This window comes from Pseudomonas versuta (assembly GCF_001294575.1).
GTDB classification, from domain to species: Bacteria; Pseudomonadota; Gammaproteobacteria; order Pseudomonadales; family Pseudomonadaceae; genus Aquipseudomonas; species Aquipseudomonas versuta.
In genome coordinates, this window is sequence record NZ_CP012676.1 from 4959995 (window position 1) to 4975560 (window position 15566).

Annotated in this window: 14 protein-coding genes and 1 tRNA gene; 4 read left to right on the forward strand and 11 right to left on the reverse strand. The window is 57.6% G+C overall.

Going from position 1 to position 15566, the window contains the following annotated elements; translation table 11 throughout:
* Positions 1-183: 183 nt before the first annotated feature.
* Entirely contained in the window at positions 184-1458 is a 1275-nt protein-coding gene (locus AOC04_RS22255; RefSeq protein ID WP_060696696.1) for an aspartate aminotransferase family protein, read from the forward strand.
* 175 nt (positions 1459-1633) lie between these two features.
* Positions 1634-1792 (forward strand): YqaE/Pmp3 family membrane protein, encoded by a 159-nt coding sequence (locus AOC04_RS23685; protein ID WP_004419451.1) that lies wholly within the window; start codon positions 1634-1636, stop codon positions 1790-1792.
* Positions 1793-1869: 77 nt separating this feature from the next.
* Here AOC04_RS23685 and AOC04_RS22260 read toward each other — a convergent pair whose 3' ends face one another.
* The 10 genes from AOC04_RS22260 to AOC04_RS22300 form a co-directional block, all read right to left on the reverse strand.
* Positions 1870-3696: a S9 family peptidase gene (locus AOC04_RS22260; protein WP_060696697.1), complete on the reverse strand. Its 1827-nt coding sequence runs from the start codon at positions 3694-3696 to the stop codon at positions 1870-1872.
* A complete protein-coding gene (gene pqqE, locus AOC04_RS22265) occupies positions 3662-4807 on the reverse strand; it encodes a pyrroloquinoline quinone biosynthesis protein PqqE (RefSeq protein WP_004419448.1) in 1146 nt (381 codons plus the stop codon). The genes AOC04_RS22260 and pqqE overlap by 35 nt, the downstream gene beginning before the upstream one ends.
* Entirely contained in the window at positions 4800-5075 is a 276-nt protein-coding gene (gene pqqD / locus AOC04_RS22270; RefSeq protein WP_004419445.1) for a pyrroloquinoline quinone biosynthesis peptide chaperone PqqD, read from the reverse strand. The genes pqqE and pqqD overlap by 8 nt, the downstream gene beginning before the upstream one ends.
* Positions 5072-5824: a pyrroloquinoline-quinone synthase PqqC gene (gene pqqC / locus AOC04_RS22275; RefSeq protein ID WP_060696698.1), complete on the reverse strand. Its 753-nt coding sequence runs from the start codon at positions 5822-5824 to the stop codon at positions 5072-5074. The genes pqqD and pqqC overlap by 4 nt, the downstream gene beginning before the upstream one ends.
* Before the next feature lie 67 nt (positions 5825-5891).
* Positions 5892-6803: a pyrroloquinoline quinone biosynthesis protein PqqB gene (pqqB, locus tag AOC04_RS22280; RefSeq protein WP_060696699.1), complete on the reverse strand. Its 912-nt coding sequence runs from the start codon at positions 6801-6803 to the stop codon at positions 5892-5894.
* Positions 6804-6900: 97 nt separating this feature from the next.
* Positions 6901-6975: a pyrroloquinoline quinone precursor peptide PqqA gene (gene pqqA / locus AOC04_RS23690; RefSeq protein WP_003444522.1), complete on the reverse strand. Its 75-nt coding sequence runs from the start codon at positions 6973-6975 to the stop codon at positions 6901-6903.
* Between the two features lie 150 nt (positions 6976-7125).
* Entirely contained in the window at positions 7126-9573 is a 2448-nt protein-coding gene (gene pqqF / locus AOC04_RS22285; RefSeq protein WP_060696700.1) for a pyrroloquinoline quinone biosynthesis protein PqqF, read from the reverse strand.
* Between the two features lie 48 nt (positions 9574-9621).
* The gene (locus tag AOC04_RS22290; protein ID WP_060696701.1) at positions 9622-10416 is read right to left on the reverse strand and encodes a carbon-nitrogen hydrolase family protein; all 795 of its coding nucleotides are present in this window, start codon (positions 10414-10416) and stop codon (positions 9622-9624) included.
* A gap of 135 nt (positions 10417-10551) precedes the next feature.
* Entirely contained in the window at positions 10552-12234 is a 1683-nt protein-coding gene (locus AOC04_RS22295) for a flavin monoamine oxidase family protein (protein WP_060696702.1), read from the reverse strand.
* A gap of 169 nt (positions 12235-12403) precedes the next feature.
* Entirely contained in the window at positions 12404-12856 is a 453-nt protein-coding gene (locus AOC04_RS22300) for an Lrp/AsnC family transcriptional regulator (RefSeq protein ID WP_060696703.1), read from the reverse strand.
* A gap of 466 nt (positions 12857-13322) precedes the next feature.
* On the opposite strand from AOC04_RS22300, the gene AOC04_RS22305 reads away from it, so the two are divergent.
* Positions 13323-14255, forward strand: a complete 933-nt coding sequence (locus AOC04_RS22305; protein ID WP_060696704.1) for an NHL repeat-containing protein — start codon at positions 13323-13325, stop codon at positions 14253-14255.
* A gap of 44 nt (positions 14256-14299) precedes the next feature.
* Positions 14300-14653: a delta-60 repeat domain-containing protein gene (locus tag AOC04_RS22310; RefSeq protein WP_060696705.1), complete on the forward strand. Its 354-nt coding sequence runs from the start codon at positions 14300-14302 to the stop codon at positions 14651-14653.
* A 424-nt stretch (positions 14654-15077) separates the two neighbouring features.
* Here AOC04_RS22310 and AOC04_RS22315 read toward each other — a convergent pair.
* A tRNA-Ile gene (locus AOC04_RS22315) sits at positions 15078-15154 on the reverse strand.
* Positions 15155-15566 lie beyond the last annotated feature (412 nt).

Here is a 15566-nt window from a genome sequence, read left to right on the forward strand (position 1 = left end):
CCCGGCGGCGCCTAGTCTACGCCCATTCCACAAGGGCCGTAGAGCCTGAGAGCCAGAAGATCACTGATTTGCATGAGAGTTTTTGCATAGGTTAGGCAATATAACTTGCCCACAGCACGACCATTCATGCACAAGACACCCGCTTGCAAATCGTATCTGCTTATGATCACAAGGTCAGCGTGCATGAACCTGTTTAACCTGCGTCGTCCCCAGCCCAGCCTCAACCTGATGGCAGCCGAGTCTGCCCCGTCAATTCACGACGGCCGCCAGTCCCGCGCCTGCCTGATGCCCAGTGTCGAGCGTGCCGCTCAAGTCTTTGTGCGGGGCCAGGGCTCATGGCTGTGGGACAGCGAAAGCCGTGCCTATCTGGATTTTACCCAGGGCGGGGCAGTCAACAGTCTGGGCCATAGCCCGGCCGTGTTGATCAAGGCGATGGCTGATCAGGCGCAGTCGCTGATCAATCCGGGGGCGGGTTTTTACAATCGGGGAATGCTGAGCCTGGCCGCGCGTCTGTGCGACAGCACCGGCAGTGACCAGGTGCATTTTCTTAATACCGGAGCCGAGGCCAACGAGGGCGCGATCAAACTGGCGCGCAAGTGGGGGCAACTGCATCGTGGCGGTGCCCATCAAATTATTACCGCAACCCACAGCTGCCACGGTCGCAGCTTTGGCGCGATGTCCGCTTCGGGCAGCAGCAACTTTGAGAACCGCTTTGAGCCGCAATTGCCGGGCTTTATCCACGTACCGTTCAACGACCTGCCAGCGTTGCACGCCGCCGTCGACGCGCAGACCGTGGCCATCATGCTGGAGCCGGTTCAGAGCGATGCCGGAGTGATCCCGGCGACCGGGCATTACCTCAAGGGCGTCGAACGACTGTGTCGCGAGTTGGGCATCTTGCTGATTCTGGATGAGGTCCAGACCGGGATGGGGCGTTGTGGCACCTTGCTGGCGGAACAGAGCTACGGCGTACGTGCCGACATCGTAACCCTGGGCAAAGGCCTGGGCGGCGGTGTGCCTCTGGCCGCCGTGCTGGCGCGGGGCAAAGCCTGTTGCCTGGAACCGGGAGAGTTGGGCGGTACTCATCATGGCAACGCATTGATGACGGCTGCCGGCGGTGCGGTGCTTGAGGCGCTGCTGGAAAAAGGTTTTCTGCAGCAGGTGCGGGACACCGGTCAGTACATGCGCGAGGGCCTGGCCCGTTTGGCAAACAGTTATGCACAGGGTGAACTGCGTGGCCAGGGCCTGTTCTGGGGGCTGACCTTGTCGGATGACTCGGCGCAGGCCGTGGTAAAGGCGGCCTTGTACGAAGGTTTGCTGATCAGCGCGCCTCAGGCGGACTGTCTGCGCTTCACCCCTGCGCTGTGCGTCAGCAAAGGCAACATCGATGAAATGCTGCTGCGTCTGGCCCGGACGTTTGCACGGGTACGAACGGCGCAGTTGCAGTGCCGCAGAATTTAGAGTCATACCGGATTTAAAGAACCGTCTCGCGGTGTACCGCGCGCCCTGTGCCTGTTTTGTTCGGCACGGGGCGTTTTTTTGTCCAGGATAAGTACCGACTGAACCTTTTAATCGCGTGCGCAGTCGATTAGCTGTAGGGCTCGATTGGGCCCGCTATCAATTGGGAGCTGAACTCATGGACCTTATTAAAATCATTTTTGCGATCTTGCTCCCTCCACTTGGCGTGTTTATGCAAGTGGGATTTGCCGGCGCATTCTGGCTGAATATTCTGCTGACCTTGTGCGGTTACATTCCGGGGATCGTTCACGCGGTATGGATCATCGCCAAGCGTTAATGGGATTGTAGGAGCGAGCTTGAAGATCAACAGCTCGCGAGCAAGCTCGCTCCTACCGGTTGTGTGCAGTCCAAGGGTTATCTGGCCAGCAACTCGCTATAAAACAACCATTCCTGTTCCAGTGCATGTTCCTGATTTTTGGCCTTGCGAAATCCGTGGTGCTCATCGGGGTAGTAGTACGCCCGGGCCGGGATGTCGTTGTCTTGCAGCGCCTTGAGCATGTCGCGGGTTTGTTGCGGGACGACCACAGCGTCCAGCTCTCCCTGAAAGAAAATCACCGGCACGCGGATCTGGCTGGCATGCAGTAACGGGGTGCGCGCCGCATAACGCTCGGCATCCTGTTGCGGGTCGCCGATCAGCCAGTCCAGGTAGTCGCCTTCAAACTTGTGGGTGGCACGCGCCAGGGCGATCGGATCGCTGACCCCATACAGGCTGGCTCCCGCACGAAAGACATCGTGAAATGCCAGCGCACACAAGGTGGTATAGCCGCCTGCACTGCCGCCACGGATAAATGCGTTTTCGCCATCGATCAAACCCTGGGTCGCGAGGTAGCTGACCACAGCGCAGGCGTCTTCAACATCCACCTCCCCCCATTTCAGATGCAGGGCCTGACGATAGTCGCGACCGTAGCCAGTGCTACCCCGATAGTTGAGGTCGGCAACGGCAAAACCGCGCTGCGTCCAGTATTGAATGCGCGGGTCGAGCATCGGGTAGCAGGCCGATGTCGGGCCGCCGTGAACAAACACCACCAATGGCGGTTTGGTTTCGCCGTGCATCGCCGGGTAGAAAAAGCCATGGGCTTCGCCGCCACCGGAGGGGTAGCGCAGGGTATGTGGGCGGCTGATCTGCTCGGGGGGAAGCGGTGCAATGCCCCCTGCCAGAACGCTGACCTGTTTGTCGCAGCGGCGGATGGCAATCACGGCCGAGGGGCTGACCGGTGATGCGGCAATGCAATAGATGAACTCATCATCCAGTGCCAGACAGCGAAAGCGGCTGTAATCCCCGGTGTAATCTTCAAGATGGCCGTCAGGCGTATGGATGCCCAAGCGTGCGAAACCGCCCACGGTCCAGCTGGCCAGATAGGCCTTCTCTCCCAGTGGGAGCCAAGTGCTGGTGCCCAGTTGCCAGGGTGCTGGGGCGTGATCGGCATCAGCACTCGGTGCAGGTATCAAGCCATCGGCAAATTGTGCCCACGGCTGCCAGAAGCCGGCACGATCGGTGAGGCAATACAGGCGGTTGTGTTCGTCGAAGCGCGGTTGTTGCAGTGATTCTTCTCTGAGGTCGCCGGCGATGCAGCGTGGGGTATTCCAGCGGCCATCGACGTTGCCTTCAGCCAGCATCAAACGGGTCGACGTCCACGGCTGATGCGGCCGGCTCCATTCGATCCAGGCCAGACGCTGGCCGTCAGGGCTCAGGGTGGGGGCGGCGTAGAAGTCGGCGCCTTCAGCCAATATCCGGCGCTCAAGGGTGTCGAGGCTGATGCTGACCAGTCGGTGCCGGTCGGCATTTTCTTCGACGGCGAGTACCTGCCCGTCGGTGTATTGCACATCGCCATAGCGACAAGTGCCCCGGGTCAGTGCTTGTGGAGCCTTGCCGTCCAGGGTTTGCAGATACAGTTGCTGGTCGGACTCGTTGACGAACACCACACCGCTATCGCTCAGGCAGAACGCCCCACCGCCATACTCGTATACCCGGCTGCGCACACTGAATCCGTCGGGTGTCAGGCAACGTGCCTGGCCATCGCGCCAGTGCCAGATGCGACAGGCCGCGTCAGCAGGGCGGTATTCATTCCAGAACAGCCCGGCCGGACCGACCCGCAACTCTGCGAAATCGACTCCGGCGGCTACGGCGAGTGCGGCGCTGAAGGGTTCAGCCTTTTGCGATGAGACGTGAGTTTCGATCATTTCGGAACGCCAGTTGTTCGATGGTCTGGGTGGCGTGCTCGGCTTCTTCGCGCGCCTTGAGAATCAAGTCGTGTTGCGGCGATTTGCTGCAAACCGGGTCCGCATTGCTGGCATCGCCGGTGAGCATGAAGGCCTGGCAACGACAACCGCCAAAGTCCTTCTCTTTCTCGTCACACGAGCGGCAAGGCTCGGGCATCCAGTCATAGCCTCGAAAACGATTGAAGCCGAACGAGTCGTACCAGATGTGTTGCATGCTGTGGTCGCGCACGTTGGGGAACTCGACCGGCATCTGACGCGCACCATGACACGGCAAGGCGGTGCCGTCAGGTGTCACGGTCAAAAAGATGCTGCCCCAGCCGTTCATGCAGGCTTTCGGGCGCTCTTCGTAATAGTCCGGGGTGACGAAAATCAGCTTGCAGGGGTGGCCTTCGGCTGCCAGTTTGGCCCGGTATTCGTTGGTGATGCGCTCAGCCCGCACTAGCTGTTCTTTGGTTGGCAACAGCCCGACCCGATTGAGCTGGGCCCAGCCGTAGAACTGGCAGGTGGCAAGCTCGACGAAGTCGGCCTCAAGGGCTATGCACAGCTCGATAATGCGATCGATCTTGTCGATGTTGTGCCGATGGGTCACGAAGTTCAGTACCATCGGGTAACCGTGGGCCTTCACCGCGCGGGCCATTTCGAGTTTCTGCGCGAAGGCTTTTTTCGAGCCCGCCAGCAGGTTGTTCACCTGTTCGTCGCTGGCCTGAAAGCTGATCTGGATGTGGTCCAGGCCGGCCTTTTTGAAGTCGCTGATTTTCTGCTCGGTCAGGCCGATACCTGAGGTGATCAGGTTGGTGTAGAAGCCCAGCTTGCGCGCCTCGGCGATCAGCTCGGCCAGATCCTGACGCACCAGCGGCTCGCCCCCGGAAAAACCCAGCTGCGCGGCGCCCATTTCCCGTGCTTCGCGAAACACCTTGAACCATTGCTCGGTGCTCAGTTCCTTGCCCTGTTGGGCAAAGTCCAGCGGGTTGGAGCAATAGGGGCATTGCAGCGGGCAGCGGTAGGTCAATTCGGCCAGCAGCCAGAGCGGCAGGCCGATTTCGGGTTTGGGCGGGATACGGCTGTCAGGCAAGTTCGATCCAGTGCTCTGCACGAGCGACCTCCATAAATTGCTCGATGTCTGCGCCGAGCTCGGGTACGCCGGGGAACTGTTGGTCCAGTTCGCCGATAATGGCGGCTACGTCACGCTGGCCATCTATCAGGCCACCGATCAATGCCGCGCTGTCGTTGAGTTTGATCATGCCTTCGGGATACAGCAGCACATGGCCTTTTTGCGCCGGTTCGTACTGAAAACGATAGCCCTGGCGCCAGGTCGGGATTTTGCTGCGATCGAAGCTCATAGGGTGATTCCTTTGTGCCAGACCCGTTGGTCGGTCACGCTGTGGTAAGGCGGGCGGTCCAGCTCGTAGGCCATGGTCATGGCATCGAGCATGCTCCAGAGAATGTCCAGTTTGAACTGCAGAATTTCCAGCATGCGCTGCTGGCCTTCGTAAGTGGTGTAGTGCTGCAGGGTAATCGCCAGCCCGTGCTCTACATCGCGCCGGGCCTGACCCAGGCGGGTGCGGAAGTACTCGTAGCCGGCCGGGTCGATCCACGGGTAATGCTGCGGCCAGCTGTCGAGGCGTGACTGGTGAATTTGCGGCGCGAACATTTCGGTCAGTGAACTGCTGGCGGCTTCTTCCCAGCTGGCGCGGCGGGCGAAGTTAACGTAGGCATCCACGGCAAAACGTACACCGGGCAGGACCAGTTCCTGGGAGCGCAGTTGGTCCGGGTCCAGCCCGACGGCCTGGCCAAGTCGCAGCCAGGCTTCGATGCCGCCGTCTTCGCCGGGCGCGCCGTCGTGGTCGAGCATGCGCTGAATCCACTCTCGACGTACTTCACGGTCGGGGCAGTTGGCCAGAATCGCGGCGTCCTTGAGCGGGATGTTCACCTGATAGTAAAAGCGGTTGGCGACCCAGCCCTGAATCTGCTCGCGGGTCGCACGGCCTTCGTACATCGCCACCTGATAGGGGTGGTAGATGTGGTAATACGCGCCCTTGGCCCGCAGGGCGGCTTCGAATTCGGTGGTGCTGAGAGGGGCGTGGGTCATGGTGCCTCCAGAAAATAATGTCTCTGTAGGAGCGAGCTTGCTCGCGAGCAAGCTCGCTCCTACAGATTTAGAGCTCGATACTCATGCCGTCAAAGGCCACTTCAACCCCCCGGCGGGCCAGTTCGGCGCGCTCGGCGGAGTCTTCGTCGAGGATCGGGTTGGTGTTGTTAATGTGGATCAGGACTTTGCGTTGCCCGGGCAATTGCTCAAGTACTTCGAGCATGCCACCGGGGCCGTTCTGTGCCAGATGGCCCATTTCGCGACCGGTGCGAGTCCCGACGCCACGGCGTTGCATTTCGTCGTCGTCCCACATAGTGCCGTCCACCAGCAGGCAGTCGCTGCCGGCCATGATCTCCAGCAATGGCCCGTCGACCTTGCCCAGCCCCGGCGCGTAGAACAGTTTGCCGCCGGTGCGCAGGTCTTCGACGATCAGGCCGATGTTGTCGCCGGGGTGCGGGTCGAAACGGTGCGGTGAATAGGGTGGTGCAGCACTGCGCAGGGGGAGCGGGCTGAAGCGCAGGTTCGGGCAGGCCGGGATGGTGAACGAGCCTTCAAGCTCGATACGGTGCCAGTTCAGGCCGCCGTTCCAATGCTTGAGCATGGTAAACAGCGGGAAGCCGGTGCTGAGGTCTTCATGAACCATATCGGTGCACCACACATCGTGCGGGCAGCCTTCGCGCAGACTCAGCAGGCCGGTGGTGTGATCAATCTGGCTGTCCATCAGAATGATGGCGCTGATCCCCGTGTCACGCAGGGCACGACCCGGTTGCATGGGGGCAAAACTTTGCAGTTGTGCGCGGATGTCGGGTGAGGTGTTGCAAAGCACCCAGTTAACGCCGTCATCGGAGATCGCAATCGAGGACTGGGTTCGGGCTTTGGCGTTCAGCGTGCCATCGCGAAACCCCGCGCAGTTGACGCAGTTACAGTTCCACTGCGGGAAACCGCCGCCAGCGGCGGAACCTAGAATCTGGACAAACATGGCATGCTCTCTGGCAAATCTGAAAATAAAAACGCCCCGGCGAACCGAGGCGTTGAGTTGCTCTGCTCAGCTCTGTTGTGTACAGAGGCAGTGCAGATCAACGGCTAGCGAAGTACATGGTGACTTCAAAGCCAATACGCAGGTCGGTGTAAGCGGGTTTAGTCCAAGCCATGAGGTAACTCCTTCAGCGGTGGTGGGTGGGATCTCTAACGTAGTACAACTCCCGAAGGCGTTGTGCAAATGCTTAGGTGGCTATCTTACTCAATTAGACAGTTGTTGAACGCTCAATGTCGGAAAAAGCTCGTTGCACGTACGGTAACGATCAGCTTCTCCCTTGATAAAACGCTTCAGTCGCCGCGTGTGTTGCAAGGCACACACGAGCGCTATCAGCCTGATTGATTTGCTGTGCAACCTTGAGTGTAGTGTCTTGCTCAAGCGCTATAAGCGCGGCGTAGAGGCCTGTGAGGTAATCCGACGGGTGACCTGCCAGTCTGGCCTGCCATAACAGCTCAGCGGCCTGCGACACGCCCAGTGACTCGCTCGAGAATTGTCGTGCCAAAGTATCGCGTGCTTGAGTGAAAGAAGTTTCATCCAGCGCGCTGACTAAGTTCGGCAAATCGTCGAGAAAACTCTGGATGTGGCCATGGATTTCAGCGGTCGAGGCGTGGGGCGATTGAACGCCAAACAGCAGGCCGGTTTGCCCATTGATTTGGCGCAGGCCACTGAACACGGCGTAGCCCAATTGCAGCTCGACCCGTAGCCGCTGATAGAACGGGGTTTGCGCGATATGGGCAAGCAAGCGCCAGGCGGCTTCGTCAGCGAGATTGCCCATTGGAGCAGGGCAAAACAACAGCAGGGCCTGCTCGCTGGAATCGCAGGGCTCGGTATGCCAGAGGTGCCGGCCCGCAGGCTCGAGCGATTGCGCGACCCGGGCATCCGGGGTGCCAGGGACTTTGGCCAATACGGGCGTAATCAGGGGCTGCGTGGCGGCTGGCAAGCCGACGGCCAGCCCGTCCCACTGTGCTGTGGCCCAGCACTGCTCCAGGTCACCGACCGCGTATTCGCTGCGAGTCTGGCAGACCTCGGGGAGGCGCTTGAGCAATTGGCGAATGGGCATCAAGGAGGGGGCGTGTGGGGGGCTACTCAATGGCTCGGTCGGCGGCGTGCCCAGTACGCGCAGGGCGTGTTCGAGGATGGCTGGCATGGGCATATGAAAACCGTGCAATTTCAGCAGCCAGTCATTGGCGTAAGCGCTGAAGGACAGTTCGACTCCGGCCTGGCGGGCATCCTGTTGCAGCGAGCGCAGGCCGGTTTCCAAGAGTGGCAGCACGCCTTCTGCGGGGATTGCCCGCAGACGCCAGCGCAGGTAAATCGCAGCTTCGCCGTTATGGGCAGCAACCGCCGTACTGAAGCTCATCGCAGACAGATCGCGGCGACTGCGCAAGCGATCCTGAGCGAAGGTGCGCAAGCCCCGGTGAGCGCTGGTTTGTCCACGAATCAGGCCGGCACTGACCGGCTCTTTAGGTGCAAGGAGAAATGGATTGGGTGTTGGCAGTTGCCAGGCGTGCAGGCGGGTGGAGAGGGGCCCGGGCTGCATCTGTGTCAGCATGGCTTTAAGGGCCGCCACGGCTTGATCCGACAGCTGCACCTCGCGCTGCTCGCAGTCCAGGCGGGCCAGTTCCATTGCGCCACAGACGTCCATCTGACGCTGTTGCAGTAAATGAAATTCTTCGCGCAGAGCCGGCCAGTTTTGCTGGGCGCTGAAGAACGCCAGCCAGTCGTAAAACATCTCGTTTATCTGTGTGGCGTCTTGAGTGATTTCGGCCGCTGCGCTGAACTCAATTTGCAGCAGTGCCTGACCCTTGAACTGATACAGCACAGCAGCTTTCAGGCCAGTGATCAGTTGCTGCTGGCGTAGCTGTGCCATCAGGCCGCCGGGTTTTTCGGCATTGATCCAGTGGCACAGGAAGTTCAGAGCCTGGCTGGAGGCGGGCTGCAGATACTCGAAGGCGAACATCAGGTTCAAGTGCTGGCCGTCGATATGTTGGTAGCCCTGCCTGGCGTCAGCCATCAATGCCGGGGGCGCGACTTGTGCGACGGTTTCTGCGCAGCGCAGTTCGGCGCTGCAGTGTTCTGCCAGTGCGGTCAGTTGGTCTGCGGACTGCGGGCCCGTCAGGCTCAGACTCATTTGCCCGGTTTGATAGAACTGTTGGTAAAAGTCCTGCAGCGCCTGCTGAAAACTCGGGCGAGGGATTGGCAGGCTGTAGCGGTTGCCGGCATGAAAAGCCCTGAGCGGATGTGCCGGATTCAGGTGCTGCAACAGTTTCAGTTGGCGTTGTGCGCAAGGTTCGCGAGCCCAGGCGATAAATTCGGCATGCAGTACTTCGCGTTCGCGTAGCTGGTCATCCAGAGTCATGGATGAATGCGCGAGCATGTCGCATAAACGCTCAACGCCACCGGCAAAGGCCTCGGGTGTCAGCTCAAAAAAGAAGTCGGTATGACGCTCACTGGTTCTGGCATTCACCTGACCTGCGTGGCGTTGCACGTAGGCCATGAGGTTATCTTGTGCCGGGAAACGCTCGGTGCCGAGGAACAGCAAGTGCTCCAGAAAGTGCGCGAGGCCAGGCCAGGCGGCGGGGACATCGTGACTGCCTGCGGCTACGCGTAATACGGCCGCGCAGCGCTTGAGGCGCGGCTCATGGCGCACAGAAAGAGTCAGCCCGTTCTTCAGGGTCGAGCGTTGGGTGTGGGGGTGGTTCAGCGCAGGCATGGGCACTTCCGGAACAGAGAAGCGCTCATGCTAGCGGATTACTGGCAATTAGCGCTTGCTCAGCTCGTTGTAAAGTTCGGGGCGGCGGTCGGCCAGGTAGAAATTACCGGTTTTGGCGTCAAGCAGCTGCTGGCGTTCCAGCGTAGCGCTAATCAAGGTTTCGTCATGTCCGGCCAACGCAATCTGCAAGCCGTTGGGTGCAGCGATACTGCTTTGGCCGCAGTAATGAATACTGCCCTCATGTCCGCAATAGTTGGCGTAGGCCACATAGCACTGGTTCTCGAAGGCACGGCAGCGCACGGTGACATCGGCGATAAAGTCATAGGGCGCCATGTTGGCGGTGGGTACCACAATCAATTCGGCGCCGGCCAGGGCCAGGCGCCGGGTATTTTCCGGGAATTCCAGGTCGTAGCAAATCAGCAGACCCAGTTTCCAGCCATTGAGCTCGAACACCGGGAAGGCGTTGGGGCCTTTGCTGAACATGGAGTGGTCCAGGTCTCCGAAAAGATGGGTTTTGCGGTAGTTGCACAGGCTTTTGCCGTGGGCGTCGATCAACTGCACGCTGTTGTAGATTTTCCCGTCGTCACCGCGCTCGGGGTAGCCGTACGCAATCGCCATGTTCGTGGCTTTGGCCAGTTCGGCAATTTGTTTCGCAGCATCGCCGTCGTGAGTTTGCGCGAGGCTCTCCACGGCTCTGGCACCGATGTTGTAGCCCGTTAGGAACATTTCCGGCAGGACCAGCAAGTCGACGTCTTCGGATTGCAGCGCAATTTCACTCAAGCGCTGAAGGTTTCCCGCGACATCCAGCGGCAGGGGCGGACATTGATAAAGGGCGATGCGCATGGGGTTCTCCGGTGTGAATGCTGACCTTTCCCAGGAGTCTGGCTCGACGGCGCTGATGCAATCGCTGGCAAGCCTGACTTCCACAAGCCGTGGATCAATTCAGACCCTTGGGATACACGATCATCACAAGGATGGTCAATCCGGCAGGGCAATCGGGCCGATTTCGTGGAACACATCGCCCGGCCCTGGATTCTCGGCATGGGTGCTGCCGCCGAAGTGGGTCATGATGCCCCATACCGCGTTCAAGGAGGTCTGTACCGCACCCTCTACCCATGCCGGGGTCCATGACACATCATCGCCGGCAATGAAGATTCCGCGTTGCTCGCCGGGTAAATCCTGCTGCATGAAGTGGGCGTACATTCGCTGGTTGTAGCGATAGTGCCCCGGCAGCGCGCCTTTAAAGGCGCCAAGGAAGTGCGGATCGGCTTCCCACGACACGGTGATCGGGTCGCCGATGATGCGGCTGGCGATATCCACCTTGGGGTAGATCTTTTTCAACGAGTCGAGTGCCAGTTTGACGCGCTTTTCCACGGGGTGAGGAAGCATTTTCAGCGCATCACTCATCCACGAGTACGACAGACAGATAACCCCGGGCTTATCGTCTCCGTTATCGAACAGGTAGGTACCGCGGGTCAGGCGATCGGTCAGAGTCATGCTCATCAGGTCGCGGCCAGTTTGCGGGTCTTTGTCTTTCCAGAACGGGCGGTCGACCATGACAAAAGTTTTCGAAGACTGCATGTAGCGCGTACGGTCCAGTGCCATCCACACCTTTTGCGAAAACAGCGACTCTTCGCATTCGATCTGGGTGGTCAGCAGCCAGCTTTGACAGGTAACCAGAATGGCTGCATGGGAGCGGACCACCCCCAGGTTGTCGGTGACGCAAAACTGCCCGTCAGGGGCGCGGGATATGGCTTTGACCCCGGTACGCGGTGCACCGTTGTGCAATGAGCTGAGGCTGGTGCCTTCGGGCCAGTGGGCGCAGCGTTCAGGCGCATGGCGCCAGATGCCCAGCGGGACTTGCTCAACACCGCCGACGACCAGGTGCTGGTGGTCATCACAGTTGGTCATCACTACCCGGAAAATCTCGAGCATTGAGTTAGGGAAATCGGAGTCCCAGCCGCCGGTACCAAAGCCGACCTGGCCAAACACTTCGCGGTGCTGGAAAGACAGTTTGGCGAAGGCCTTGGATGTGGCCACAAAGTCGTAGAACGTGCGGTCGTCCCACAGTGGAACCAGCGTGTTCCACAGCTCTTTGAGGCGTGGTACGTCACGGTCGCGGATGGCTTGCTGGATATCGCCAAAGCGCGAACCCGATTCGAGCGCATCCGCCCACGCGTCAGCGACTTCCTGGAAGAGTGCAGGCAGGTCCGCCAATTTTTGGGCATAGAATGTCTGGCCTTCCAGATCAATCACAGTGCTGCCCGAAGCGGGTGTCAGCGGGTTGGGAAACGGTTTGGTTTCCAGCCCCAGCTTGTCGACGTAGTGGTAGAACGCGGTTGAAGACACCGGGAAACGCATGCCGCCCAACTCGGCGATTACCCCTTCAGTGCCTTCAAAGGCTTGTGAACGCAGGCGCCCACCCATTTTCGAGGCTTCATACACTACGGGTTTGAGGCCCAGTTTCATCAGTTCGTATGCGGCGACCATTCCGGCCATGCCAGCGCCAACGATGGCCACCTCGGACCCCAATTTGTCCGCAGGGATACTGCCCAGGCCAGCCGGGTGTTCGATCCAGTCATCAAAGGCAAACGGAAAGTCCGGGCCGAAGATGGTAATGGGTTTTTTTCCGTCGATAGGGTGGCGATTATTTTTGTTCATGGCTGACCTGCTGGCGACCCGCGTTCAACGCTGAGTATAGGAAAAGACAGGCACCATGATAGGGAGCGTAGAACACGTTAATAAGGCGCAATGTGTCGTCGTTATGACTGATTTTTAGTCAGTATGACGAATCAAGGCTGCATAGTGATGTGTCTGACAGGGGTAAGTGTCACCCGCGGTCGACTTTGCTGCTGAGAATGATCGAGGTGGTGGTTTTTTCAACACCTTCGACATTGCCAATCTGATCCAGCAATTGATCCAGCTGCTCGGGAGAGTCGCTGCGTAGCCACGCCACGTAATCGAATTCGCCACTGACAGCGCACAGTTGCTGCACCTGGCTCATGCTGCTCAGGCGTCTGACGACCTCTTTACCCGAGCGCGGTTGCACGGTAATGCCGACATAAGCCTGCAAGCCTCCATCAATAAGTCGCTGCCCCAAACGTACGCCGTAGCCTGTGATCACTCTGGTTTTCTCCAGCCGCGCCAGACGAGAGGTCACTGTAGTGCGCGCGATCCCCAGCTTGCGCGCCAGCATCGCCACGCTTTCGCGGGCATTGAGCTGCAAGGCCGCAATCAATTGACGGTCGATTTCATCCAGTGCATGCGGGTGGGCATCAGACAAGGGGGGCTCCTGTTACATGAGTGGCGCGGGCGGTCATGGTACATGGCCTCTCGTTAGCAGCCTACGTCTGGACTCGGTTCTTCATATGTTCATCAAACGACAGTTATAACCACGAAGATAATGAGCCTGTCGATCAGACGATGAAATATATAAAAGTCATAGCTTATATACGTCTACTGACAGTTTTCGGGAGGATGAATTCGGATTAAGTGCTTTATGCAAAACATGCAATACTGGATTTAATTACCTGAAAAATCAGAACGTCAAATACCTGTGTTTGTATAGCGTGTCGCGACAATCACCGGTCTTGCTGTCGACATATAAGAAAACAGTTTTGGTGCGAATACCCCATACCCAAATAAAAAATCGTCGTCGATACTGTTTGTCGCAACATCGAATCTGTTCATAACCGGCGATCTCTATTTCTTCGGAAATAGCAGGCGGCCATTAATTGAGGAATATATAAATGGTTACTCAAAAAGCGATTTTCCATACAAGTCCGGGTGATATGGATACCAGTTTTGGAATAGGTGGCATTGCAACCATTGAGGTGCCAGGTGCCTTTTACTCTACCGTCACGGGAGTCATAAATGGTAAGGACGACTCCCTGTATGTTTGCGGAACGGCGGATACGGACACTGGTTCAAGATTTTTCATCACGCTTTTAGAATCCAGCGGGAGCATTAATCAAAATTTTGGTAACAAGGGTTTTGTCATTGGTACCTTTGGTTCAGCAGCCGAAGACTCCTATGCTGCGCAGCTTGTCTGGTCTCACGATGAAAAGCTGCTACTGATTGGGTCCTCCCGTATTGGTCTCGATATTTATCCGGCACTGGCCAAGTTTGACCAACAGGGCAATATTGACCCGACATTTGGCGAAAGTGGCAGTGGTAAGGTTGTAGTGTTGCTTCCCGGTCCGCCGGGCACACATTTCTCATCAGAAAGCGATTCTGAGCAGAAGGCGGTTAAAATCACTATTGCACCATTGAAAGTCGGCGCTGCCAGCCTGCGGAGTGATGGGAAAATTCTGCTTTCCCATTATTTCTTCAGAGGACCTGCTCCAAGCTACGGCATGGTCATCCAGCTCAGCTCTAATGGCTCTCTGGACACAGAGTTTAACGCTACCGGTTATTTAGCTGTCATGGCTCCCGGTAACAAGTCGGGTCAGACACAAGTGACCAATGTAACGATTGATTCAGCAGGCCGGTATTTAGTGTGCGGTGGTGTCAACAGTCTTGACTCCTCCCCGCTTAATTCTTTTATTGCGCGCTATACGGCACAGGGTGTGCCGGATAACACATTCGGGCCGGACGGGTTTCAAATAGTGTTTCAGGATGAAGTCCTTCCCGGTGGGGATCGCGTAGAACTAATGGTTCCGTTGGACGCTGGGGTGTTTTAGGGCTCGGTGGTTCTATTTATGAGCCTTATGTCGGTCAGCTATTAATGCTGGAAGAAAATGGCCAGATGAACCCTGATTTTAATTTTGGTACCCCCCTTAATACACGTTTGGGTGAAAGCGGGACACTGTGGAAAAACTGTACTTATCAACCTGACGGGATGCTGGTAGTCGTGGGGGCAATCGACAAGCTTGTAGACTCATTTGACTTTGATATCGTTATTGCCCGTTTTGATAAGTCGGGTGGTCTGGACAGTTCATTCAACTCGGGGCTCGGTTGGGTGCGCACGCGATTAGGCAATGAAGTAGCAGGCGCTTACACGGTTCTGCTGCAGAACAACAAGATTGTCGTTGGTGGGGTTTCGGATTCCATGGGGGTTGTATTGCGCTATCAAAGTTAAGACCTTTTTGGTTTAACAATAACCCAGTCTTGTAGTGTGAGTTGCTGAGTGTAAATAAGAGCCTGTCATATATATGGCGGGCTCTTCAGTATTCTTATTTCACCGCCCGAATCTGATGGACTGTTACGGGGCCGACAAGGTAGGTGAGGTTGTTATGCGTGTAAAGATTGCTAGGGTGGCGCACGTACGCTCTAAGCCGTTGCGCCTGGATGCTCGCACCTCTGGTCATGCTGTCTTCGGTGCGAAAGGTTGCCACCTGGTATGCGAATCAGAGCCTTCCAGATGGCGAAAGGAGCTTTGACGAGAGTTTCCATGAGAGGTGTTTTTAGGAGGCTGGCGAGCCTGTACTTAACCTCTGGAGCGCAGAACTAACGCCAGGGCTCATGCAAAAACACGAAAGCCGCGCAATGCGCGGCTTTGAGTATGGTGGGCCCAGTAGGACTCGAACCTACGACCAAGGGATTATGAGTCCCCTGCTCTAACCAACTGAGCTATAGGCCCTCAGTAGGCCGCGGATTATAACGATGGTTTCTCGCGAGTGCTATCCGAAAAGTCTGAAATAGAGACGTGAAGAATGTTCTCTGCGATTTTTTTGCAGTTTAAGACCCGATTGCGATATTTCTCTTTGTGTTGCTCGCAGCCTGCTCGACAAGAAAATCTCGTAGCGGCAGGGCTTCGACACCCTCTGCAATGACGGTAGTGACAATGACTGTGTCGTAGGTGTTATGGGGAAAGCCGCGATAATTTTTTGTCGTTTTTTATATGCCCAGAGATAAATGCTTAAGCTGGTCTTGATTGATGCCCCCCCCCCAGGGTTTAACCCCTGCTCCGACGGTCCAGGTAAAAGCGGCAGTAACAGAATGGCCGGCGAGCGTGGTTTGAGCTGCCCTCTATAGGCTCGGCTCTGGCGGGA

What these genes read in the sequence shown, in the direction of transcription:
- AOC04_RS22255 (WP_060696696.1), top strand. Translation starts at nt 184, where the DNA reads ATGAACCTGTTTAACCTGCGTCGTCCCCAGCCCAGCCTCAACCTGATG.
- AOC04_RS23685 (WP_004419451.1), top strand. Translation starts at nt 1,634, where the DNA reads ATGGACCTTATTAAAATCATTTTTGCGATCTTGCTCCCTCCACTTGGC.
- AOC04_RS22260 (WP_060696697.1), bottom strand. Translation starts at nt 3,696, where the DNA reads ATGATCGAAACTCACGTCTCATCGCAAAAGGCTGAACCCTTCAGCGCC.
- pqqD (WP_004419445.1), bottom strand. Translation starts at nt 5,075, where the DNA reads ATGAGCTTCGATCGCAGCAAAATCCCGACCTGGCGCCAGGGCTATCGT.
- pqqC (WP_060696698.1), bottom strand. Translation starts at nt 5,824, where the DNA reads ATGACCCACGCCCCTCTCAGCACCACCGAATTCGAAGCCGCCCTGCGG.
- pqqB (WP_060696699.1), bottom strand. Translation starts at nt 6,803, where the DNA reads ATGTTTGTCCAGATTCTAGGTTCCGCCGCTGGCGGCGGTTTCCCGCAG.
- pqqF (WP_060696700.1), bottom strand. Translation starts at nt 9,573, where the DNA reads ATGCCTGCGCTGAACCACCCCCACACCCAACGCTCGACCCTGAAGAAC.
- AOC04_RS22290 (WP_060696701.1), bottom strand. Translation starts at nt 10,416, where the DNA reads ATGCGCATCGCCCTTTATCAATGTCCGCCCCTGCCGCTGGATGTCGCG.
- AOC04_RS22295 (WP_060696702.1), bottom strand. Translation starts at nt 12,234, where the DNA reads ATGAACAAAAATAATCGCCACCCTATCGACGGAAAAAAACCCATTACC.
- AOC04_RS22305 (WP_060696704.1), top strand. Translation starts at nt 13,323, where the DNA reads ATGGTTACTCAAAAAGCGATTTTCCATACAAGTCCGGGTGATATGGAT.
- AOC04_RS22310 (WP_060696705.1), top strand. Translation starts at nt 14,300, where the DNA reads ATGCTGGAAGAAAATGGCCAGATGAACCCTGATTTTAATTTTGGTACC.